The sequence below is a fragment of the Verrucosispora sp. NA02020 genome (assembly GCF_013364215.1).
In the GTDB taxonomy this organism is placed as follows: Bacteria; Actinomycetota; Actinomycetes; order Mycobacteriales; family Micromonosporaceae; genus Micromonospora.
Genome location: NZ_CP054923.1, coordinates 1,427,728 through 1,452,775, shown reverse-complemented (window position 1 = coordinate 1,452,775; position 25,048 = coordinate 1,427,728). Strand labels below are relative to the sequence as shown.

Here is a 25,048-nt window from a genome sequence, read left to right as displayed (position 1 = left end):
TTCCTCTCATGCCGTGGGGATCTCGTGGTCACGGGCGTGCCGCAACCGGTCGGCCAACGCCGGGCCGATGGTGTCCAGTGCCGGAGCCTGCGTCATCCGGTCGTGCTCGTCGTCGACCGGCAGCACGTCGACGCGGCCGTCGACGTACGCCTGCCAGACCGTGGCCGGGTCGAGGCGGTCGTCCCAGGTCCGGGTGGCCACGAACAACTGCACGTCGCCGTGGAAGCGTTCGGGCGTGAACGCGTCCATCAGGCGGGCGTTGTTGAGCACCACCCCGGTCAGCGCCTCCACGGTCTTCGCGTCGAGCAGTTCGTCGCCCGGATCGGGCCGCTCCCCGTCCTCCGGGTCCCCGGTCGTCGCGTCCCGGTCGGTGGCCGCACCCGGCCGGCCGAGGGCGTCGAAGAGCAGCGCCCGGGCCTCGGCCGCGGTCTCCACCCGGACGTCCTCCACGTCCATCGCCGGGTAGCTGTCGATCAGCGTGAGCACCGCGACCTGCTCCCCGTCGGCCTGCAGGCGGGTGGCCATGGCGTGCGCGACCAGACCACCGAAGGACCAGCCGAGCAGGTGGTAGGGGCCGTGCGGCTGGATCCGCCGGATCTCGGCGAGGTAGTCGGCGGCCATCTCCTCGACGCTGCCGGCCAGCACCTCACCGCCGTCCGCGCCGCGCGCCTGCAACCCGTAGATCGGCCGGTCGATGCCCGACTGCCGGAGCAGCCCCGAGTAGCACCAGCTCAGACCACCGACCGGGTGTACGCAGAACAGCGGCGCGCCGTCGCCGTGCACGCGCATCGGCATCAGCACGTCGAACGGGTCGGCGGCCACCCCGGACTCGACGGCCGACGCGAGGCTGGCCACGGTCGGGTTCTCGAACAGCGCCCGGATGGTCAGCTCCACGCCCAGCGCGGCCCGCACCCGGGAGACCAGGCGGGTCGCCAGCAGCGAGTGACCGCCCAGGTCGAAGAAGCCGTCGTCGACACCGACCGTGTCCAGGCCCAGCACCTCGGCGAACAGGCCGCAGAGCACCGTCTCGCGGGGGCCCACCGGTCCCCGGCCACCGGAGCCGCCGGTCGACTCCGGGACGGGCAGCGCCGTGCGGTCCAGCTTGCCGTTGGGAGTCAGCGGCAGCGAGTCCATCGGCACCAGCGCCGAGGGCACCATGAAGCCGGGGAGTTGTTCGCCGGCCTGCGCCCGCAGGGCGGCCAGGTCGACCTGGCCACCGGCGACCGGGCAGACGTACCCGACCAGTCGCTGGTCGCCGGGGCGGTCCTCGCGTACCACCACGGCGACCTGTCCGACGGCGGGGTCGGCGGCCAGGACGGCCTCGATCTCGCCGAGCTCCACCCGGAACCCGCGGACCTTCACCTGGTCGTCGGCGCGGCCGACGAAGCTCAGGTTGCCGTCCAGCCCCCAGCGCACCACGTCGCCGGTGCGGTACATGCGCGATCCGGGCGGGCCGAACGGGTCGGCGACGAACCGGGTCGCGGTGAGTCCGGCGCGTCCCCAGTAGCCCCGGCCCAGGCCGGCACCGGCCACGTACAGCTCACCGGCGGCGCCGGGTGCCACCATCCGCAGCGCCTCGTCCAGCACGTACAGCCGGGAGTTGAGGATCGGCTTGCCGATCAGCGGCACGTCCCCGTCGGAGACCCGGTACGACGCGGTGTCGTTCGAGCACTCGGTCTGGCCGTAGAAGTTGTAGCTGGCGGTGTCCGGGGTGGCCCGCATCGCGTTCCACAGCGTCTCGGTGACGGCCTCGCCGCCGACCATCAGCACGGTCGGGTGGTGCCGGCCGTCGGCGAACATGCCGGCCGCGACGAGCTGCTGCATGAACGACGGCGTCAGGTCCACGAACCCGATGCGCTGCCGGTCGATGTAGTCGACGAAGGCCTCCGCGTCGCGGCGCACGAAGTCGTTGATGACGTGCAGCTCGTGCCCGTCGAGCATCCAGAGCAGCGAGTCCCACGAGGTGTCGAACGTCAGCGGCGCGGTGAAGCCGATCCGCAACCGGCCGCCGCCGGCCGCCGCCACCTCGGGCCGGAAGAACGTGGTGCGGTGGCTCCAGTACAGGTTGACCATGCCCCGGTGTTCGATCACGACGGCCTTCGGCCGACCCGTCGACCCGGAGGTGTAGATGACGTACGCGGGGTTCTCAGGCCGCAGCGGCGCAAGGCGTTCCGGGTCGGCCAGCTCCGCGTCGGAGAGCGCGGCCAGCTCGGTGCGGACCGCCTCGTCGTCGAGCCGGACCACGGGGGTGGTCAGCGGGGGCAGCGCCGCGAGCCCGGCGGCGGTGCCGAGCACCACCACCGGCGCGGCGTCGGCCAGCATGAACGCCAGCCGGTCCGCCGGATGCTCCAGGTCCAGCGGCAGGTACGCGCCACCGGCCTTGAGTACCGCGAACAGCGCCACGACCATCTCCGCCGACCTCGGTACGGCCAGCGCGACCACCCGCTCCGGGCCGACCCCCCGGTCGACCAGCAACCGGGCCAGCCGGTTGGCCCGCCCGTCCAGCTCGGCGAAGGTCATCCGGGTGTCGTCGTGGACCACCGCCACCTCGTCACCGGTGGCGGCCACCTGCTCGGCGAGCAGGTCGATCAGCCGCACCGGCGGCGCGGGCCGACTCGGGCCCATCCAGTCCACGGTGAGCGCCTGACGTTCCTGCGCCGACATCACCTCCAGCTCGCTGACCGGCAGGTGCGGGTCGGTCGCCGCGGCGGAGAGCAGCCGCACCAGGCGCTCGGCCAGGGCCGCCACCGACGGCTCGTCGAACAGGTCGGTCGAGTACTCCAGGTAGCCGCGCAGGCCCGCCGGAGAGCCGTCCGGACCGTAGTCCTCGAACACGTCGAGCGTCAGGTCGTACTCGGACACCCCGTGCCGGACCGCCTCGTGGCTGACCTGCAACCCGGCGAAGTCGAACGCGGCCGAGGCGTTGTTCTGGAAGGCCAGCAGCACCTGGAACAGCGGGAACCGGGCCAGCGAACGGGTCGGGCTGACCGCCTCCACGACACGCTCGAAGGGCACGTCCTGGTGGTCGTAGGCGGCCAGGTCGGTGTCACGTACCCGGTCGAGCAGCTCGGCGAAGCTCGGGTCGCCGCCGACGTCGGTGCGCAACACCAGCGTGTTGACGAAGTAGCCGACCATCGCCTCCAGCGCCGGGTCACCCCGGCCCGCCGACGGGGTGCCGATCGGGATGTCGGTGCCCGCGCCCATCCGGGACAGCAGCGCGGCGAGCCCGGCCTGCACCACCATGAACAGGCTCAGTCGCCGGTCGCGGGCCAGGCGCAGCAGCCCGTCGTGCTGGTCGGAGTCGAGCCGCAGGGCGACGGTGTCCCCCGCGTAGCTGGCCACCGGCGGGCGGGCCCGGTCGGTGGGCAGCGACAGTTCCTCCGGCGCACCGGCCAGGTTGGCCCGCCAGTAGTCGAGCTGCCGGTTGACCTCGCTGTCCCGGTCGCCGTCGTCGCCGAGGATCTCCCGCTGCCAGACCGCGTAGTCGGCGTACTGCACCGGCAGCGGCGACCACTGCGGGGCCCTGCCCTGCCGGCGCAGCGAGTAGGCGTCGGCCAGATCCCGGCTCAGCGGGGCGAGCGACGCCCCGTCGACCGCGATGTGGTGCATGACCAGCAGCAGCACGTGCAGTTCCGGGTCGATCCGGAACAGCTGCGCCCGCAGCGGGATCTGCGCGGCGAGGTCGAAACCCTGCGCGGTGGCCGAGGCCAGCGCGTCGGCGAGGTCCGCCTCGGTGATGTCCCGCACCGGCATCGGCGGCCGGGTCGGCGGCAGGACCGTCTGGAACGGCACCCCGCCCTCCTCGCCGAACACGGTGCGCAGCGGCTCGTGCCGCGCCACCAGGTCGGCGACGGCGGCGGCGAGCGCGTCGGCGTCGAGCGAACCGGCCAGCCGCAACGCGATCGGCGTGTTGCGGGCACCGGTGTCGGTGCCGTCCATCCGGTCCAGGAACCAGAGGCGCTGCTGGCCGAAGGAGAGCGGGATCCGCTCGCCGCGCGGCACCGGGCGGACCGCCGGTCGGGCCGTCACCGTGGGGTCGATCGCCTTGGCGAGCGCGGCCACGGTCGGGTTCTCGAACAACGCCCGGATGGTCAGCTCCACCCCCAGCACCGACCGCACCCGGGAGACCAGGCGGGTGGCCAGCAGCGAGTGCCCGCCCAGGTCGAAGAAGCCGTCGTCGACGCCGACCCGGTCGACGCCGAGCACCTCGGCGAAGAGCCCGCACAGCACCGACTCGCGGGGACCGACCGGCCGGCGGCCGCCACCGGCGCCACGGGTCGGTGCCGGCAACGCGGCCCGGTCCAGCTTGCCGTTCGGCGTCAGCGGCAGCGCCGACAGCTTCACGATCGCCGACGGCACCATGAAACCGGGCAGCCGCTCGGCCGCCGAGGCCCGCAGCTCCTCCACGTCGACCCGGGCACCGTCCGCCGCACAGACGTAACCCACCAGCCGCTGGTCGCCGGGGCGGTCCTCGCGGACCACCACCGCGACCTGGCCCACTCCGGGGCCCGCCGCCAGCACCGCCTCGATCTCACCCAGCTCGACCCGGAACCCGCGGACCTTGACCTGCTCGTCGGCGCGGCCGAGGAAGCTCAACCCGCCGTCGGGCCGCCACCGCACCAGGTCACCGGTGCGGTACATACGCGATCCGGCCGGTCCGTACGGATCGGCGACGAACCGCGAGGCGGTCAGGCCGGGCCGTCCCCGGTAGCCACGGGCCAGCCCGGGACCGGCCACGTACAGTTCGCCGGCCGCCCCGGGCGCCACCAGCCGCAGCCCCTCGTCCAGCACGTAGACCCGGGCACCCGAGATGGGGCGACCGATGTCGGAGCGGACCGACTGCGGGTCGGGCGGGCCGTCGGCCTCGTACACCCGGGAGCTGACGTCGATGGTCGCCTCGGTCGGCCCGTAGGCGATGACCATGCGACGGCCCGTCGACCAGTACGCGGCCACGTCGGGCGGGCAGCCCTCGCCGCCCGTGATGATCGCTCTCAGGTGCGGCAGTTCCCGTTGCGGGACGGTGGCCAGCACCGACGGCGGGATGTGCGCGTGGCTGATCCGGTGCTCGGCCAGGTAGGCGTGGAGTTCCTCGCCGGCCACGGTGGTCGGCGACACCACGAGGCAGCCGCCGGCCAGCAGCGCCATCGACACCTCCGCCACCATCACGTCGAAGCTCGGCGACACCAGCTGCGACACTCGCGCGCCGGGCCGGGCGTCGTGCCGGACGATCTGGTTGGCCAGCAGCCCGGCCAGACCGGCGTGGGTCACCTCGACGCCCTTGGGCACGCCGGTGGAGCCCGAGGTGTAGATGAGGTACGCCGGGTCGGCAACCCGCAGCGGGCCGAGCCGGTCGGTGTCGGAGAGGTTCGCCGGAGAGGCCGCCGCCAGGTCGATCTCCTCCAGCACCACCGCGGTGGACGCCGCCGCCACCGGTGGCACGGCCAGCCCCGCCCGGGTGGTGAGCACCACCGTGGGCGCGCTGTCGTCGAGCAGGAAGGCGAGCCGCTCGGCGGGATACGTGAGGTCCACCGCCAGGTAGGCCGCACCGGTCTTGGCGACCGCGACGATGGCGACGATCAGGTCGATCGAGCGGGGCAACGCGAGCGCGACCGTCCGCTCCGGGCCGACGCCCCGGGCGACGAGGGTACGGGCCAGGCGGTTGGCCCGCTCGTTGAGTTCGGTGTAGCGCAGCGTGCGCCCGTCCGCCTCGACGGCGGGGGCCGACGGGGTGGCCGCGACCTGCGCCTCGAACAGTTCCGGCAGGGTCAGGGCGGACACCGCACCGGCACTGCCCGCCCAGGTGGTGAGCAGTTCCCGCCGTTCCCGCTCGGCCAGGATCTCCACCGCACAGACCGGTGCCGTCGGCTCCGCCACCAGGTTGCCCACCAGCCGGACCAGCCGGTCGGCCAGCAGCTCCACGGTGGTGTGGTCGAACAGGTCGGTGGCGAAGTAGACCTCACCGGTGAGCCGGTCGTCGACCAGGTGCATCATCAGCGCCAGGTCGAACTGGAGCGACGAGAGCGCGAGATCCTGCGTCCGCACCTCGACGTCGGCCAGGCCGGTGGGCTCGTCCTCGGCCCCGGCCAGCGTGAACATCACCTGGAACAGCGGCGACATGCTCTGGTCCCGGACCGGGTTGAGCCGCTCCACCACCTGGTCGAAGGGCACCTCGGCGTGGCTGAGCGCGCCGAGCACCGTGCCGCGTACCCGCTCCAGCAGTTCGGCGAAGGTCGGGCCGTGCGGGCCGTCGCCGAGCTCGGTGCGGACCACCACGCTGTTGACCAGGAAGCCGACCACGTCGGCGAGTTCGGGGTGGTCACGGCCGGTGACCGGGGTGCCGACGGCGATGTCGCGCTGGCCGCTCACCCGCGCCAGGAGCACCTGGAAGGCGGCCAGCAGCACCATGAACGGCGTGACGCCGCGTGCCGCGGAGAGGTCGCGCAGCCGCCGGACGGTCTCGGCCGGCACCTCCAGCCGGACCCGGTCGGCGGCGAAGCTGGGCGTCGCCGGGCGCGGCCGGTCCAGCGGCAGTCGCAGCACCGGCAGGTCGGCGAGTTGCCCCTGCCAGTAGTCGAGCGCCTCCTCGTACCGGCCGCTGTCCCGCCGCTCCCGCTGCCACCAGGCGAAGTCGGCGTAGTGCAGGGTCACCGGGTCGAGGTCGGGCGCGCTGCCGGCCCGCCGGGCCCGGTAGCACTCGGTCACCTCGCGCCACACGACCTGGTGGGACCAGCCGTCGTAGGCGATGTGGTGCAGCACCACCAGCAGCACGTGGTCGTGCTCGCCGACCCGCAGCAGGAAACCGCGCAGCACCGGGCCGCTGCCCAGGTCGAACGGGCGGGCCCACTCGTCGTGCAGGACCCGGGTGATCAGGTCGTCGGCGAGGCCGGTGACCGTGACCACGGGCAGCTCGACCGGGTACGGCGCGTCGACCACCTGCACCGGGCCGTCGTCGGTGGCGACGTAGTGGGTCCGCAGGATCTCGTGCCGGGCGACCACGTCACCGAGCGCGCCGGCCAGGGCGTCCACGTCGAGCGCGCCGTGCAGCCGCACCGCGACCGGCATGTTGTACGCCGGTGACTCCGGCGCGTACTGCCAGAGGAAGTAGAGCCGCTCCTGCGCGTACGACAGCGGCATCCCGTCGGAGAGGCGGGGCACCGGTATCGGGGCCGGGCCGGCGATGTGCACGGTGGTGGCGAGCCGGGCGGCCATCGAGGCGACCGTGGGGGCGTCGAACACCGCCTGCACCGGCAGCTCGATCCCGAGCGCCTGACGCAGGCCGAAGACGACCCGGGTGGCCAGCAGCGAGTGCCCGCCGATCTCGAAGAAGTCGTCGTGCACGCCGATCGGGTCGGTCCGGCCCAGCACCTGCTGCCACACCTGCGCCACGGCCCGTTCGGTCTCGTCGCGCGGGGCGACCCGGTCCACCGTGCCGTCCTCGGGCGTGACCGCCGGCAGCCGGGACTTGTCCACCTTGCCGCTGAGCGTGCGGGGCAGCCGGTCGATCGGCACGAACGCCGAGACCCGCAACTGCGCCGGCAGGCGCTCGTCCAGGTACGCGCGGAGGTCGCCGCCGGTGGGCGCGGTGCCGGTCGCGGCCACCACGTACGCCACCAGCCGGTGGTGGGAGACCCCGTCCCGGACCGCCACCACGCACGCCTCGCTGACCGCGTGGTGCCCGCGCAGCACCGCCTCGATCTCGCCCGGCTCGACCCGGTGACCCCGGATCTGCACCTGGTCGTCGCTGCGGCCGATGAACTCGACGGCCCCGTCGGCGAGCCACCGGCCCCGGTCACCGGTGCGGTAGAGCCGACTGCCGCTGTCGCTGCCGTACGGGTCGGGCAGGAACCGGTCGGCGGTGAGGCCGGGCCGGTTGAGGTAGCCCCGGGTCACCCCGTGGCCGCCGACGTACAGGTCACCGACCACTCCGATCGGGACCGGACGCAGCCGCTCGTCGAGCACGTACACGGCGGTGTTGGCCACCGGGGAACCCACCGGCACGATGCCGGAGGCGGTGCTCACGCCGGGCCGGGCCGCGAACATGGTGCTGTCGATCGACGTCTCGGTGGCACCCCAGGCGTTGACGATCCGCACCCCGGGCGGCAGCACCTCCAGCGCGGCGGCGTAGTCGCTGATCGCGAAGCTGTCCGCGCCGACCATCAGCAGCTTGAGGTCGGGCAGCCGCCGGCCGCTCTCGGTCAGGTGCGCGGTGACGGCGGTCAGCACGGCGGGCACCGTGTCGAAGGCGTCGACGCGCTCCGCCGCCAACTCGCCCACCAGCGCCTGCGGGTCACGGGCCAGCGAGCGGGGGCCGAGCACCAGACAGCTACCGAAGGCCAGGCTACGGACGACGTCACCGACGAAGACGTCAAAGGCGGAGCTGGCGATCGTCATCCAGCGGCGCAGCGGTCCCGGGTCCCAGGTGGTCCAGGCCGCGCGCAGGTTCGCCGTGCCGCCCCGGGTGACCATCACGCCCTTCGGCGTACCGGTCGAACCGGAGGTGTAGATCACGTACGCGAGGGCGGACGGCGGGGCGGTACGCGGCGGACGGGCGGCCGACACGTCGGCGAGCGTGGCCGGGTCGTCGAGCCGGACCTGCCGCCACGGACCGGTGGGCAGGTCGGCTGCGGTGCTGGCGTCACAGAGCACCACCGTCGGCGCGGCGTCGTCGAGCAGCACGGCGATGCGGGCCGCCGGCTGCTCCGGGTCCACCGGCATGAACGCGGCGTCGGCCTTGAGCACGGCCAGCGGCGCGACCACGGTGTCGTGGCCGCGTCCGACACAGATCGCCACCCGGTCGTCGATGCCGACACCGAGCCCGCGCAGCAGGTTCGCGATCCGGTTCGCGCGGTCCTCGACGGTGCCGTAGTCGAGCGTCCGTCCGTCCCAGACCAGCGCGGGTGCGTCCGGGGTGGCGTCCGCGTACGCCTCGAAGTGCTGCTCCACGGAGATCGACGGCGAGTAGCTGAGCCGGGTGCTGTTCCAGTCCCGCACCAGACGGCGCTCGTGGCTGGTGGAGAGGCGGTAGTCGCCGATCGGGCGGTCCGGTGCCTCGGCGATGCCGGTGAGCAACTGTTCCAGGTGCTCCACGATCCGCTCGGCGGCGTCGGCGTCGAAGAGGTCCACGCTGTACTCGAGTTCACCGGTCAGCCCCTCGGGACCGTCCCGCAGGCCGAGCGTGAGGTCGACCTGCGCGCCCTGGGCCGCCCCCGAGTACGGCTCGACGTCGACGTCGCCCAGGTCCCAGGCGTCGTTGGCGCCGGCCGCGTCGCCGTCGGTGGTGAACATGACCTGGAACAGCGGGGTGGCGCTGGCGTCCCGGGCCGGGTTGATCCGCTCGACGACCTGGTCGAACGGCACGTCCTGGTGGGCCAGTCCGTCGAGCACGACGCTCCGGACGCGGCCGAGCAGCTCGGTGAAGGTGGGGTTGCCGGAGAGGTCACCGCGGAGCACGACGGTGTTGGCGAAGAAGCCGACCAGCCCGGCGACGGCGTCGGAGTCCCGGCCGGCGACCGGCGTGCCGACGGCGATGTCCGGCTGGCCGGAGAGCCGGGACAGCAGCACCTGGAAGGCGGCGAGCAGCACGACGAACGGGGTGCAGCCGGTGGACCGGCCGAGTTCCCGCAGCCCGTCGGCGACCGCAACGGGCAGCCGGACCGGCACCCGGTCACCGGCGAAGGTGGGGGTGGTCGGGCGGGGCCGGGCGACCGGCAGGTCCAGCACCGGAACGTCGGTCAGTTGCTCCTGCCAGTGCCGCAGGCCGGGCTCGTACCCGCCGTCGGCCTGGCGGCGTCGCTGCCACCAGGCGACGTCGGCGACCTGCACCGGTAGCGCGGGCAGCCGCTGGGCCGCCGCCGCGCCGTCCCGGTAGACCGTGGACAGCTCCCGCCACATGATCGGCAGGGACCACCCGTCGCAGGCGATGTGGTGCATCACCAGCAGCAGTACGTGTTCCTCGGGTGACCGCCGGAACAGCGTGGCCCGCAGCACCGGCCCCTCGGCCAGGTCGAACGGCCGCAGCGTCTCGGCGTCGATCAGCTCCCGCAGCGCCGCCTGCGCCCCGGCCCCGGCCGGTACGTCCACCACCGGCAGCGGCACCGGGGCCGCCGCCTCGACCACCTGCTCCGGGCCCTGCGCCCCGTCGACGTACCGGGTCCGCAGCACCTCGTGCCGAGCCACCACCGCCGACAGCGCGGTGCCCAGCGCCGCCACGTCCACCCGCCCCGTCAGCCGCACCGCCACCGGCGCGTGGTACGCCGCCGAGGCCGGCGCCAGCCGCCACAGGAAGTAGAGCCGTTCCTGGGCGAACGACAGCGGCAGGGCCTCGTCGCGCGGGGCACGCGGAATCCCGGTGGGACGGGCGTCGCCGCGGCCGAGCCGCTCCAGCAGCAGCCGGCGTCGCTCCGGGGAGAGCTGGGCGAGCCGCTCGGCGAGGGTGTCAGACATGGAGGTCCCTTCGGAACTGGGCCGTCGGTGGCCGGCTAGGAGTTCGCCAGGAGCGCCCGGACGTCCTCGTCGGACATCGACTCGACGCTCTCCAGCGCCTCGGCGAGGAGGTCGTCCTGTTCGCCGAGCGCCTCGTTGATGGCCTTGGCCAGGTCCTCGACGTACGGCGCTTCGAGGATCCGGCGCAGTTCCAGGTCCACCCCGAACGTGGTGCGGATGCGGAACGCCACCTGCACGGCCTGGAGCGAGTGCCCGCCGAGGGCGAAGAAGTTGTCGCCGATGCCGACCCGCTCGACGCCGAGGATGTCGGCCCAGACGGCGGCGACCTCCCGTTCCAGGGCGTCGCGCGGGGCAACGTGCGCACCTGCGGCCTCCGGCCGCTCGGGGTCGGGCTCCGGCAGCACCGCCCGGTCGATCTTCCCGTTCGGGGTGAGCGGCAGCGTGCCCATCACCACGAACGCGGACGGCACCTCGTACTCCGGCAGGCGCTCGGCCATGAACGCGCGCAGCCCGGCCACGTCCACGGACGTGCCGGCCGCCGGCTCGACGTAGCCGACCAGGCGCACCGGGCCGGTGCCGGACCGCAGCGCCAGCACCACCCCGGAGGCCACCGTCGGGTGCGCCACCAGCACCGCCTCGACCTCACCCAGCTCGACCCGGAAACCCCGGACCTTGACCTGGTGGTCGGCGCGGCCGACGAACTCCAACGTCCCGTCGGCACGCCAGGAGACCACGTCCCCGGTCCGGTAGAGCCGGGCACCGGGCACACCGGAGAAGGCGTCCGGCACGAACCGGTCGGCGGTCAGCCCCGGCCGGTTCCAGTAGCACCAGGCGACACCGGGGCCGCCCAGCCACAGCTCGCCGGGAACCCCCACGCCGACCGGACGGCCCCACTCGTCCACCACGTACGTGGTGGTGTTGGTGATCGCCGCACCGATCGCGCCGGAGCTGGCCGGGACCTCGGGCAGCGGGTTGCAGGTCGAGATGCTGGTGACCTCGGTCGGGCCGTAGATGTTGTTCATCCGGGCACCGCCCGCCCGCACCGCGGCGTCGATCGCGCCGAGGTTGATCCGCTCACCGCCGATGTAGACCTGCTGGAGCGTGGTGAAGGCGTCCGGGATCTCGTTGACCGTGGAGTTGAACAACGCGGTGACGATCGCGACGGCGCTGACGTTCTCCCGGCGCAGCAGTTCGACGAAGCGCGGCGGCGAGAGCGCCACGTCGGTGGGGACCACCACCACCCGGCCGCCGTTGAGCAGCGGCCCCCAGACCTCGAACAGCAGCGGGTCGAAGGAGGCGTTGGAGACCTGGCCGACGGCGCGCAGTTCCTCGGGCCGGATCAGGTCGGTGTCGCGGACCAGGCGGACGATGCCACGGTGCGGCACGACCGCGCCCTTGGGCCGACCGGTCGAACCGGAGGTGTAGATGAGCGACGCGGCGTCCTCGGTGACGGTGCCGGCCACGGTCGGCGTCCCCCGGCCGTCGGGCAGCGGCGGCACGTCGGTGATGTCGACGGTCTCGCGGCCGGTCAGCGGGAGCTGGTCGAGCAGGTCCCGGTGCCCCACCACCACCCGCACGTCGGTGTCGGTCAGCATGAACTCCAACCGCTGCGCCGGGTAGTCCGGGTCCAGCGGCACGTACGCGCCACCGGCCCGCAGCACGCCGAGCATCCCCACCACGAGGTCGGCGGAGCGCCGGCAGCACAGGCCGACCAACGAACCCCGGCCCACGCCGGACTCCGTCAAGCGCGCCGCCAGCGCGTCCGCGCGGGCCAGCAGCGACGCGTACGACACCGACACCTCGCCGTCGACCACCGCGACGGCATCCGGCGTCGCCTGCGCCCAGCCGGCCACCAGCGCGTCCACGGTCAGCTCCGGGGACTGCTCCCGCCCGGTCCGGTTCCACCCGTCGACCTGGGCGCGTTCGGCGGGCGAGGTGAGGTCCACCTCGACCAACGAGCGGTCCGGGTCGGCCGCGATGGAGCGCAGCGCGGCCAGGTAGTAGCCGCGTACGCGCCGGATCTGCTCCGGCGAGAACTCGGTGGTGTGGTAGTCGAGCCCCATCAGCAGCCCGCTGGCGCCCGGGTCACGTAGGAAGCCGCAGACGAACGGGTAGTTGGTCGGCTCGACCCGCATGGTGGTGAAGGAGTTGATCTTCGGATCGACGATCCGGACGTCCCGGTCGGCCAGGCCCCGCATGACGTGGAAGTGGTTGTAGACGAAGTGCGACTCGTAGAGCGACTCCCCGCCGGCCAGGCGCTGGATCTCCGCCATCGGGAAGCGGCGGTGCGGCAGCAGCTCGTTCTCCTCGTCGAGCATCGCCCGGATCAGGTCCGCCCAGGTGCCACCGGCCACGGTCGCGGTGACCGGCAACGAGTTGAGGAACAGGCCCCGCGACTCGGTGCCGTCGAGCACCTCCAGGCGGCCGTTGAAGGCCATCCCGGTGGACACCTCACGGCTGCCGGTCAGGTGGGCCAGCACCCGCATGTGCGCGGCGAGCAGCACGCTCTTCAGCGGTACGCCGACACCGGCGGCCACCCGCTCCAACCCGGCACAGAGGTCGTCCGGGATCTTCGTCTCCAGCCAGCGGTAGAAGTCGGAGTGTCCCGGCGGCAGTTCCCACTCCAGCAGCGGCTGCTCGTCCGCGGCGGGCTCCGGCTCCGGCAGCGGCTCCACCTCGGCGCCCTGCGGCCAGCGCGGCAGCCGGAGGCGGTTGGCCTGCCGGACCCGCGCCGACCAGAACTCCCGCTCCTCCGTCGAGGCGAGCGCCTCCCGCTCGGCCTCGACGAACTCGCGGTAGGTCGAGGCGGGCTTCGGATCGGCGCTGCTCGACGGGTCGCGCATCAGTTCCATATAGCGCTGCAGGATCTCGGTGATCGAGGAGTGCAGGCTCCAGCCGTCGAGGATGGCGTGGTGCTCGACCAGGGTCCACTCGAAGGACTCCGCGCTGCGCCAGTGGAAGACGAAGCGCCACAGCGGCGGCCGGGCCAGGTCGAACGGGACCTCGCGCAGCCCCTCGATCACCTCGACGATGCGGCGGTCCTGCTCCTGCTCGTCCAGCTCGCGGACGTCGTACACCTCGATCGGCAGGTCCGCCTCGCGGTGCACCACCTGGAGCATCTCGCTGTACTCGCTGAGGTGGAACGAGGTCCGCAGGATGTCGTGCCGGTCGACGATCTGCCCGACGGCCCGCCGGATCAACGCCTCGTCGAACGGCGCGCGGACGTGGAAGCTGTCGACGTTCTGGTACAGCCGACGTCCCTCGTCGGCCTCCATGTGGAAGATCATCCCGGCCTGGAGCACCGCCATCGGGTACGCGTCCACCGCGTCCTCGGGCAGCCGCTCCCGGTCCGCCTCGGAGATCAGCGCGAAGGGCCGCCGCTCGGCGGCGGGCGCCTGCGCGGTGGTGACCTCACCGGCCAGCGCGGCGATGGTGGTGCGCTGGAACAGTTGCTGCAACGAGAAGTCGAGCCCCTTGGCGCGGGCCAGGCCGATCACCTGGACGCTGCGGATCGAGTCGCCGCCGAGGTGGAAGAAGTTGTCCTCGACGCTGACCTGGTCGAGTTCCAGCACGGTCGCCCAGATCTCGGCGAGAGCCTGCTCGGTCTCGTTGCGGGGCGCCACGTACGCCCGGGCCAGCGCCGGGCGGTCGACGCCGGGCTCCGGCAGCCGTCGCCGGTCGATCTTGCCGTTGGCGGTCAGCGGGAAGGCGTCGAGCACCGTCACCACCGACGGGATCATGTGGCTGGGCAGCGTCGGTTCGAGGAACTCGTGCACCTCGGGAACGGTCAGGTCGCCGTCGGCGACCAGGTAGGCGACGAGCCGACGTTCGGTGCCCGCCTCGCCGTGCGCGATCACCAGGCAGGCGCTCACCGCGGGGTGGGCCAGCAGCGCGGCCTCGACCTCGGCCGGTTCGATCCGGAAGCCCCGGATCTTGACCTGGTGGTCGAGGCGGCCCAGGTACTCCAGCGTGCCGTCGGGACGCCAGGTCGCCAGGTCGCCGCTGCGGTAGCGCCGTCCGCCCGGGACCACCGGGTCGGCGACGAAACGCTGCGCGGTCAGCTCCGGCCGACGCCAGTAGCCGTGCGCCACGCCGTCACCGCCGACATAGAGCTCACCGGGTACGCCGATCGGGGCGGGACGGCCGTACTCGTCCAGCACGTGCAGGCTCAGGTCGGCCACCTGCCGCCCGATCGGGCTGTGCCGCTCGGCCAGCAGATCGGCGGTGAGCAGGCAGTACGTGGTGTGCACCGTGGTCTCGGTGATGCCGTACATGTTGACCATCTCGGGGCTGGTCTCCGGGTGCCGGGTCCACCAGCGACGCACCGCGTCGGGGTCCAGCGCCTCGCCCGCGAAGATGACCACCCGGACGGCCAGGTCCGCCCGACGCCGCTCGTCGACGGCCTCGAACTGCCGGAACGCCCCCGGCGTCTGGCTGAGCACGGTGACTCCGGCGCGCTCCACCAACTCGTAGAACGCCTCCGGGTCGCGGCTCTCCCAGTAGCGCACCACCGCCAGCGTGGCGCCGTGGGTCAGCGCGCCCCACGCCTCGAAGACGGAGACGTCGAACGAGGCGGAGTGGAAGAGGCTGAACACGTCCTGCGGGCCGAAGTGGAACTGCTCCTCGGTGGCCGCGAACAGCCGCAGCACGTTGCGGTGCGAGACCATGACCGCCTTCGGCAGCCCGGTCGATCCGGAGGTGTAGATGAGGTACGCGGGGTCGTCGACCGCCGGTGGGACGAGGTCCGGGGCGTCGGCGGTGTCGACGCGTACCGCCTGCTCGATCGCCACGGTGCGGACGTCCTCGGGCAGCGTCAGGTCGGCCGGGATCGCGTCGCTCTGGGCCACCACGACCCGCAGGCCGCTGTCGCGCACGATGAAGTCGAGCCGGTCGGCCGGGTAGTTGGGGTCCAGCGGCACGTAGGCCGCCCCCGCCCGCAGCGCACCGAGCATCCCGACGACCAGGTCGGTCGAGCGGCGGCAGCACACCCCCACCATGTCGCCCCGACCGACACCGGCCCGGCGCAGGGTGGCGGCCACCGCGTCGGCGGCGGCCAGCAGGTCCGCGTACGTGGTGCGGGTCTCGCCGTCGAGCACCGCGACGTGGTCGGGGCGCTGCTGCGCGTGCCGGGCGACCAGGTCGCCGATGGGCGCGTCGACGGGGAAGGTCCGGGTGATGCCCGACCAGCCCTCGATCGTGTCGCGCTCCTGCTCCGGCAGGCCGCAGACCTCGGCGACGGACCGGTCCGCGTCGGCGACCAACCGCTGCACCAGCGTGAACCACTGCGCGGCGAAGCGGTCCATGGTGGAGGCGTCGAAGAGGTCGGTGGCGTACTCCAGCTCCACCCGCATGCCGTCGGCGCCGGTGTCGTAGACCAGCAGGGTGACGTCGAACTTGGCGGTGCCGGTGTCGATGCCGACCGGGGCGGCGTTCACGCCGTCGCCGAGCCGCCATCCGGTGGGGTCCTGGCGTTGCAGCACGAACTGCACCTGCACCAGCGGCGACCAGGCCAGCTCCCGTTCCGGCGCGAGCGCCTCCACCAGGGCCGCGAACGGCACGTCCTGGTGGTCCTGGGCGTCGGCCGAGGCGGCCCGGACCCGACCGACCAGGTCGGCGAAGGTCGGTGCGCCGGAGGTGTCCACCCGCAGCGCGAGGGTGTTGACGAAGAACCCGACCAGGTCGTCCACCTCCGGCACCGGCCGACCGGCGACCGGCGTGGCCACCACCACGTCGGTGCGGCGCGACCAGCGCCCGAGCAGCAGGGCGAAGCTGGCGAAGAGGACGTCGAAGACGGTGCTGGAGCGCTGCCGGGCCAGTGCCCGGACGGCGTCGGCCACGTCGGGCGCCAGCTCGGCGTGCCGGGTGTGCCCGGCGTAGCTCTGCACCGGGCGGCGGACCCGGTCGGCGGGCAGTTCCAGCACCGGCGGCAGGTCGTCGAGCTGCTGCCGCCACCACTCGACGCCGTCGGACAGGCGGTCACCGGTGAGCTGGTCCCGCTGCCAGGCGGCGAAGTCGCCGTAGCCGAGGGACCGGTCCCGGGCCGGCGGGCGGGTGCCGGCGACCAGCGCCCGGTACGCCTCGGCGAGTTCGCCGAGCAGGATCTCCAGCGACTGCCCGTCGCAGGCGACGTGGTGGATCGACAGCCAGAGCAGCCACCCGTCGTCGGCGTGCCGGATCAGCCCGGCGCGCAGCAGTGGTGCCCGCGACAGGTCGAAGGGTTCGGCGACGGCGGCACGCGCCGCGTCCCGCGCCGCCGCCTCGGCTCCCGTCCCGGCGGCGCGCAGGTCGTCGACGCGCCACGACACCGGCGTACCCGCCTCGGCCCGGAGCAGCCGGGGCCGCCCCTGCTCGGTGTCGATGGCGGTCCGCAGCGACTCGTGCCGGTCGACCAGGAGCTGCACCGCGGCGCCCAGCGCGTCGGGGTCCACCGCGCCGGTCAGCGCGAAGGCGACCGGCACGTTGTAGAGCGGCAGTCCCGGCCGCCACCGGTCGAGGAACCAGAGGCGTTCCTGGCCCGGCGACAGCACCGTCGGCGCACCGGTCGCGGCGATGACCGGACGGGCGGCGGTGTCGGTGATCCCCGCCTGCGCGAGCAGGTGGTCGATGAGGTCGTCCTCGGTCGGCCCCAGCGACCCGGCGGAATCAGTGGTCGTCACCAGTGTTCTCCTTCGTTGCGGACGCGGTGCCGAGTCGTGCGGCGCGTTCGGTGGGGCTGAGTCGGCGGACCTGCATGACGACGGCGGCGATCCGGTCGAGCCGGCCGGCGTCGGGTCCCTCGGCGCGCAGGCGTCGGGCCAGGTCGACGACGGTGGGTTGTTCGACGAGGTGGCGCACGGAGACCGGGGTACGCAGCGTGCGTTCCAGTCGGCCACAGACCTGCACCGCGTGCAGGGAGTGCCCGCCGAGGCCGAAGAAGTTGTCGTCGAGACCGATCCCGGCGACGTCGAGCACCTCGCCCCAGACCTCGGCGATGATCTGTTCGAGCGGGTCGGCCGGCGCCCGGAAGGCGGCCTGGTCGGCCCGTTGGTCGGTGTCCGGGTCGGGCAGCGCCGCCCGGTCGATCTTGCCGTTCGGAGTCAGCGGAAGCGTGTCCATCACCACGAACGCCGACGGCACCGCGTGCTCCGGCAGCCGTTCGGCCAGGAACTCCCGCAGCTCCGCCACGCTGACCGGGGCACCCGCCACCGGCTCCACGTAGCCGACCAGGCGTACCGGCGCGCCCTCCGACCGCGCCGCGACCACCACCGCCGACGCCACCGCCGGATACCCCAGCAGCGCCGACTCGACCTCGCCCAGCTCGACCCGGAAACCCCGGACCTTCACCTGGTGGTCGGCGCGGCCGACGAACTCCAGCGACCCGTCCGGCCGGCGGAACACCACGTCGCCGGTCCGGTACAGCCGGGCACCCGGCACGCCGGAGAAGCCGTCCGGTACGAACCGGTCGGCGGTCAGCCCCGACCGGTCCCAGTACCCCCAGGCCACTCCCGGGCCGCCCAGCCACAGTTCGCCGGGGATGCCGACGCCGGCCAGGCGACCCGCGTCGTCCACCACGTACGCCCAGGTGTTCGCGATCGCCGTACCGATGCCTCCGGTGCTGGTGGGTCGCGCCGTCAAACGGGTGTAGGTGGCGAAGGTGGTCACCTCGGTCGGGCCGTAGATGTTGTGCAGCCGCGCCGGACCCTGTCCGCCCTCGACGACCCGGCCCACCGTCCCCGGGTCGAGGCTCTCGCCGCCGAAGTAGAGCTGGTCCACCCCGGCGAAGGCGTCGGGCACCGTGTTGACGGTGGCGTTGAACAACGCGGTGGTGATGAAGACCGTGGTCACCGCCCGGGTACGCAGCAGGGCGGCGAGGCCCGGCGGGGAGAGCACCGTCTCGGTGGGCACGATCACCACCTGCCCGCCGTTGGCGAGCGCGCCCCACACCTCGAAGGTGATGGCGTCGAAGCTGGCGTTGGCGAGCTGGGCGAGGACGGTCCGTGGGGTCAGCTCGACGTAGTCGGCTCCACCCACCAGGCGGGTGATGCCGCGATGCGGCACCACCACGCCCTTCGGGTCGCCGGTCGAGCCGGAGGTGTAGATGACGTAGGCGGCGTCGTCCCCGCCGCACGCCGACCGGTCCGGGGCGGCACCGGTCGGGGTCACCGCACCGGTCGCCTCGGGCAGGGTGACGGCGTGCCGGTCGCCGAGCGGGAGTTGGTCGAGCAGATCCCGATGCCCGACCACCACCCGCGCGGCCGTGTCGGCCAGCATGAAAGCCAACCGCTGCGGCGGATAGTCCGGGTCCAACGGCACGTACGCGCCACCGGCCCGCAACACCCCCAACATCCCCACCACGAGATCGGCCGACCGCCGACAACAGAGACCCACCAGGGAACCCCGACCCACCCCCAGTCCGGTCAACCGCGCCGCCACCGCGTCGGCCCGGGCCACCAGCGACCCGTACGACAGCGACATCTCGCCGTCCACCACCGCCACCGCGTCCGGTGACGTCCGGGCCCACCCGGCCACCAGCGCGTCCACGGTCGACTCGGCGGGGTAGTCGCGGGGCTGCCCGGCCCAGTCCAGGAGCCGCCGCTCCTCCTCGGCGGGCAGCGCGGACACCGACGTGACCGGGGCGTCGACGTCGGCGAGCAGCCGCTCCAGCAGCACCGTCCACTGGGTGGCGAAACGGTCGGCGGTCGACTCGTCGAAGAGGTCGGTCGCGTACTCGACCTCGACGCCGAGGTCCGGGCCGCCGGTGTCGACCACCGCCAGGGTGAGGTCGAACTTCGCGGTGCCGGTGTCCACCGAGTCCAGCTCGGCGACCAGGCCGTCGGACTCCCAGCGGCCCCGGGCGTGCTGGTTCATCCCGAAGGCCACCTGTGCGAGCGGGGCCCGGCTCTGGTCACGGTCCGGGTCGAGCGCGTCCACCAGCGACGCGAACGGGATCTGCTGGTGGGCCTGGGCGGCGGCCGAGACGGCGCGTACCCGCTCGACCAGTTCCACGAAGGTGGGTGTGCCACCCAGGTCGGCCCGGAGCACGACGGTGTTGACGAAGAACCCGACCAGGTCGTCGAGTTCGGGCAGCGGACGCCCGGCGGCCGGGGTCGCCACCACCACGTCGGTCCGGCCCGACCAGCGGCCGACCAGCAGCAGGTACGCGGTCATCAGCAGGTCGAAGACGGTGACCGAGTGGGTCCTCGCGGCGGCCCGCAGCGCCGACACCGTCGAGGGGTGCAGGCGCTGCCGCAGAGTCGCACCGGCGTGACTCGCGACCGGCGGGCGACGGCGGTCGGCCGGCAGTTCCAGCAGGCGCGGTGCCCCGGCCAGCCGCTGCCGCCACCAGGCGACCTCGTCGGCGATCACCTGCGGGGTGAGGACCTCGCGCTGCCAGGCGGCGAAGTCGGCGTACGTCGGCGCGAGCAAGGAGGGGTCCCCTGTACGACACGAGGCGTTAGCAGGGGGCCCTTCCTTACCCGAGGGCCGGCCGGTGAGGATCTCGGCGAGCAGGATGTCCAGCGACCAGCCGTCGCAGGCGGCGTGGTGGACGGAGAGCCAGAGCAGCCACTCGTCGTCGGCGACCCGGACCACTCCGCCCCGCAGCAGCGGTGCCTGTGACAGGTCGAAGGGGCGGGCGACACCGGCGGCGGCCAGTCGTCGCCCCTCCCGCTCACCTCCGGCGCGGGCGTCCGACACGGTCCAGTCGATCTCCGTACGGTCGGCGGTGCGGGCGACCGGACGACCGTCGACGGTCACCAGCGCCGTCCGGAGCGCCGGATGGGCGGCCACCACCGCCCGGACGGCGTCGTGGAGCCGTCCGGGGTCGACCGTGCCGGTCAGCCGCACCAGCACCGGGACGTTGTAGAGGGCCGAGCCGTCCCGCAGCCGGTCCAGATACCACAACCGTTCCTGCCCGAACGACACCACCGGCTCGCCGCCGTGCGAGGTGAGGGCGGGCAGCGCGGGCGCCGGCTCACCGGCGTCGACCAGCGCGGCGAAGTCGGTGAGGACCGGATGGGCGAAGAGCTGGTCCACGGTGAGGGCCACCCCGCGCTCGGCCGCCGTCCGGGCGACGACCTTGGCGGCCAGCAGGGAGTGCCCGCCGAGGGCGAAGAAGTTGTCGTCGGCGCCGACCCGGTCCAGGTGCAGGACGTCGGCCCAGACGGCGGCGAGCAGTCGCTCGGTCGGGGTGGCGGGCTCGATCGGCTCACCGGCGGGCAGGCTCTCCACGGCCGCCGCCACGGCGTCCGCCGCACCCGCGCCCGGCAGCTGTCCGGTGCCGGCCACCAATGCGGTCAGGATCCCGTCGAGACGGTCCAGGTGGGCGGCGACGCTCACCGGGCCGTACCGGTCCTCGTCGTGGTCGCAGCGCACCACCAGCCCGCCGTCGCGGGCGGTGACCTCCAGGACGGCGTCGCACCAGACGATCTCGTGTTCGAGGGCGGCCACATTACCGGGGTCGAGTCCGCCGCCGAGCGCGCCGAGCGGGACCACGGCGATCCGTACCTCGCCGTCGCCCGCCGGACGCGCCGCCGGCAGCGCCGTGGCGGCGCGCTCGGCCAGCCGCCGCAGCGGCAGCTCCGGTTCGACCGCGCAGTGCACCGCGCGCAGGGAGACGCCGTCGGTGGCGTCGGCGACGATCACGCCGACCACCGCCGTCGTCGCGGCCGTCCGGCCCCGGTCGCCGGCCACCAGGGCCTGCGTCGCGGCGGTCAGCACCGCCGCCGTCGTGGTGCCGAGGTCGTCGGCGAGGGCGGTCAGGTCCGCCTCGCCGACGGCGAGCGCTCGGGTGACCTCACCACGACGGAACGACAGGCCGGGCATCACCTCGTCGTCGGCGGCCAGCGTCGCGGCCACCAGCGGGTCCCGGCTGACCTCGACGGTCATGGCCGGTCCCCGCCGGCATCCGGCGGCGTGACCGTGTACGCCCCGATGACCAGGCGGGACAGGCCGCCGCGCAGCAGCGTGTCGACGGCGATCTCCGGGGTCCGCACGATGGGCTGTCCGCGCAGGTTGAAGGAGGTGTTCAGCAGGACCGGGATGCCGGTGCGGTCGGCGAACGCCGTGAGCAGCTCCCAGAGCAGCGGGTTGCCCTCGCGGGTGACGACCTGCACCCGGGCGGTGCCGTCGAAGTGGGTGACCGCGCCCAGCGAGTCCCGGTGTTCCGACCTGGTGCGGGTGGTGAACAGCATGTGCCGGAAGCGCTCCTCGTCCCCCGGCTCGATCTCGAAGTACGTGGACGCCGCCTCTTCGGTGACCACCGGCGCGAACGGACGGAAGTCCTCCCGGCGCTTGATCAACGCGTTGATGTGGTCGCGCATCCGCGCCTCGCGGGGATCGGCGAGGATGCTGCGGTTGCCCAGCGCCCGGGGGCCGAACTCCATCCCGCCCTGGAACCACGAGACGACCTCGCCGGCCTCCAGCGCCTCGGCGGTCTCGGCGAGCAGCCGCGCCCGCTCCGGTACGTGCCGCACCACCACGTCGGTCCGGCTCCCGACGGCCGCGCCGATCTCCTCGTCGGTGTAGGAGGTGCCCCAGTACGGCATGGACATCGCCGGGATCCGCGTCGACGGCTCCTGCTGGGCCTGCACGTAGAGGGCCGCGCCGACAGCCGAGCCGTCGTCGCCCGCGCCCGGCGGGATGAAGATGCGCTCGAAGAGTCGACTGCGGGCGATCACCCCGTTGGCGGAGCAGTTCAGGGCGACACCACCGGCGTAGCACAGGTCCCGCAGCCCGGTCTCGCGCCGGAAGTGCCGCAGCACGTGCACCAGGCAGAGTTCCACCACCGCCTGGAGGGCGGCGGCGACGTCCCGGTGCCGCTGCTCGATCGGCGTACCCGGCTGGCGGGGCGGGCCGAAGCGCTCGGCGAGCAGGGCCAGCACGCCCCGGTGCGTCTCCCGCTCCCGCAGGTTCCGGTCGGCGGCGAGCGCGGACACCGTGAACGTGCCGCCGTCGAGCAGCTTGACCAGCTTCGACATCTCGGCGTAGTGGACCCGCCGGTCCCCGAAGGCGGCCAGGCCCATCACCTTGTACTCGTCCATCATCATGTCGAAGCCGAGGTACATGGTGAAGACGCCGTAGAGCGTGCCGATCGAGTGCAGCGCGGGAATGCGGTGCAGGACCTCCAGCTTGCCGCCGGTGCCGGCCGCCACGGTCAGGCTCTCCGTCTCCCCCATCCCGTCCGCGACCAGGACCAGCGCCTCGTCGTACCCGCTGGGGTAGTAGGCGCTCGCGGCGTGGGCGAGGTGGTGCGGGACCGGCACCAGCTTGGCGGCCCAGTCCACGCTCGGGAACTCCCGCCGCAGCCAGGTCAGCTGCACGTCGGGGTCGTAGACCTCGGCGTAACGGGCCGCCAGGTAGGGGTCGGACAGGTCCAGGTCGGCGGACCGGTGGGCGAAACCGTGTGCGACGACGTCGATCTCGTCGGGGGTGACGCCGGTACGCCGGAGCGCGTCGCGGATCGCGTGCGCCGGGAAGCTGCCGGTCGCCTTCTCGGCGGTGTACCGCTCCTCGGCCGCCGCGGCCCGCACCACACCGTCCACCACGAGTGCCGCCGCCGAGTCCAGGCCCTGCACCACCCGGTACTCGCGGGCACTGAGGTCCGGCAGCTCGCGGCGTTTGAAGTCGACGCTGTTGTGCAGCCCGCTGATGCCCAGAACCTTCATGATGGCGTCTCCTCGGAGCCGGCCCGACGGTGGATGTGTGCCGTCGCCGCCTCCCGCAACGCCCGCCGGTCGACCTTCTGGCTGGGCGTGAGGGGCAGCTCCGGTAGCGCGACGATCCGTTGCGGCAGCAACGCGGTGGGCAGCGACGCCGCCAGGTGCTCGCGGAGCGCCGTGTCGGTGACGGCCGGACCGTCCCCGCCGGTCCGCACGTACAGCACGAGCCGCTGGTCGTCCTCGGCCGCGGTGACGACCACCGCCGCCGCCTGGATCACCGCCGGATGGCGCTCGGCGTACGTCTCGATCTCTTCGAGCTCGATCCGGTGTCCCCGGATCTTGACCTGGTTGTCGGCGCGCCCGTGGTACGACAACGTGCCGTCCGGACGCCAGGCGCACAGGTCACCGGTGCGGTACTCGTCGTCCCGGAACACCACGGCGGTGCGCGCGGGGTCGCCGAGGTACCCGACGGCGAGCTGCGGACCGCCGACGTGCAGCTCACCGACCTGGCCCACCGGGACCGGCCGCCCGTCCCGGCCCCGGACGACGGCGACGGTGCCCGGCAGCGGTGCGCCGATCGGCACCGGGTCGGGCACCGGAGGGCCGAGCCGGTGGGCGGTGCACCAGATGGTGGCCTCGGTCGGGCCGTAGACGTTCCACACGGTGGCACCGGTGTCCACCAGGCGGGCCGCCAGGTCGGCGGTGACCGCCTCGCCGCCGCAGAGGAGCGTCCGCCCGGCCAGGTCGCCCGAGAGGTGCGGCAGGATCAGCCGCCAGCCCGACGGCGTGGCCTGGATCAGGTCGGGCCGGGCGGCGGAGAGGTACCCGCCCAGTCGGGCCGGGTCCCGCCGCGTCGCGTCGTCGACCAGCAGCAGCCGGCCACCGGTCGCCAGCGGCAGGAAGAGTTCGAGCAGCGAGATGTCGAAGGTCAGCGCCGTCGTGCCGGCCACCGTCGGGGTGCCGGGGGCCAGCAGGTCGGCGAAGGTGACGACGCAGTGCGCCAGCGCCGCGTGCGACACCCCGACCACCTTGGGCCGACCGGTCGAGCCGGAGGTCGACATCGCGTACGCGAGGTCGTCGCCGGTCGGCGGGTCGCCGGCGGGAAGCGGGGCCGCAGCCGGGAGCGGGTCACCGACCGGTGGCGCCACGACCCGGCAGTCCGGGCGGGTCGGCTGCGGATCGGCCAGCACGGCGAACCGCGCGTCCGCGGTGTCGAGCAGGGTCTCCAGCCGAGCCTGCGGATGCTTCGGGTCGACCGGCAGGAACGCGGCCCTCAGCGACCAGACGGCCAGCAGGGTGACCACCAGCTCGGCCCGGCGGGGCAGCCCGACCGCGACCACGTCGCCGGGGGCCACGCCCGCCGTACGCAGGACGCCCGCGTACCGGTCGGCCGCCGCGACGAGGTCGGTGTAGGTGACGCTGCGGCCGGCGTCCTCGATCGCGATGGCCGTCGGGTGCGCGAGCGCCTGGGCGCGGACGAGGGCCGGCACGCTGTCGCCGGGGGCGCGGCCCGGACGGTGGGCGGCGGCGACGATCCGCAGGTCCTCCTCGCCGCAGAGGTCGATGGCCCCGACCGGTACGTCGTCCGCCGTGGCGAGGACCCGGTCGACGCGCCCGGCCAGCAGCGCCGCGTCGGCCGAGGGTGTGAGGTCCGCTCCGGTGACCAGGATGTGCGGCCCGTCGCCGTGGTCGACCCGGATCGCGGTGTCGCTGCCGATCTGCGCGATCTGCTTTCCAACGAGTGCTTCGAGGACGGACCGGCGGGCGCGCCACGGCGCCGACACGGTCACCGACCGCCCGGTCGCCGGGTCGGTCAGCTCACCGGTGACGGTCGGCGCGGCACCGGCGTGCGCGAGCACCAGCAGACTGGCCGCCACCGTCTCGACATTGACCGACGCATTCGCCCCAGCGGCGTTTCCCGAAGCCACCAGCGATCGCGTCATCGCGCACTCCCTAATACCGGCGGG

Annotated in this window: 5 protein-coding genes; all 5 read right to left on the bottom strand. The window is 73.7% G+C overall.

Annotated features, from left to right (window positions below):
- Positions 1-6: 6 nt before the first annotated feature.
- From HUT12_RS06265 to HUT12_RS06245, 5 genes are read right to left on the bottom strand one after another with little or no spacing between them, the layout of a single operon-like run.
- Positions 7-10,443 (bottom strand): non-ribosomal peptide synthetase, encoded by a 10,437-nt coding sequence (locus tag HUT12_RS06265; RefSeq protein ID WP_176092785.1) that lies wholly within the window; start codon positions 10,441-10,443, stop codon positions 7-9.
- A 35-nt stretch (positions 10,444-10,478) separates the two neighbouring features.
- Positions 10,479-17,099 carry a non-ribosomal peptide synthetase gene (locus HUT12_RS06260; protein ID WP_176092784.1) on the bottom strand — a complete coding sequence of 2,207 codons (6,621 nt, stop codon included), beginning with the start codon at positions 17,097-17,099 and terminating at the stop codon, positions 10,479-10,481.
- Positions 17,086-21,309 (bottom strand): non-ribosomal peptide synthetase, encoded by a 4,224-nt coding sequence (locus HUT12_RS06255; protein ID WP_176092783.1) that lies wholly within the window; start codon positions 21,307-21,309, stop codon positions 17,086-17,088. The genes HUT12_RS06260 and HUT12_RS06255 overlap by 14 nt, the downstream gene beginning before the upstream one ends.
- The gene (locus HUT12_RS06250; protein ID WP_176092782.1) at positions 21,306-23,087 is read right to left on the bottom strand and encodes a carbamoyltransferase C-terminal domain-containing protein; all 1,782 of its coding nucleotides are present in this window, start codon (positions 23,085-23,087) and stop codon (positions 21,306-21,308) included. The genes HUT12_RS06255 and HUT12_RS06250 overlap by 4 nt, the downstream gene beginning before the upstream one ends.
- Positions 23,084-24,958 (bottom strand): amino acid adenylation domain-containing protein, encoded by a 1,875-nt coding sequence (locus HUT12_RS06245; RefSeq protein ID WP_176092781.1) that lies wholly within the window; start codon positions 24,956-24,958, stop codon positions 23,084-23,086. The genes HUT12_RS06250 and HUT12_RS06245 overlap by 4 nt, the downstream gene beginning before the upstream one ends.
- Between the last annotated feature and the right edge of the window lie 90 nt (positions 24,959-25,048).

What these genes read in the sequence shown, in the direction of transcription:
- HUT12_RS06250 (WP_176092782.1), bottom strand. Translation starts at nt 23,087, where the DNA reads ATGAAGGTTCTGGGCATCAGCGGGCTGCACAACAGCGTCGACTTCAAA.
- HUT12_RS06265 (WP_176092785.1), bottom strand. Translation starts at nt 10,443, where the DNA reads ATGTCTGACACCCTCGCCGAGCGGCTCGCCCAGCTCTCCCCGGAGCGA.
- HUT12_RS06255 (WP_176092783.1), bottom strand. Translation starts at nt 21,309, where the DNA reads ATGACCGTCGAGGTCAGCCGGGACCCGCTGGTGGCCGCGACGCTGGCC.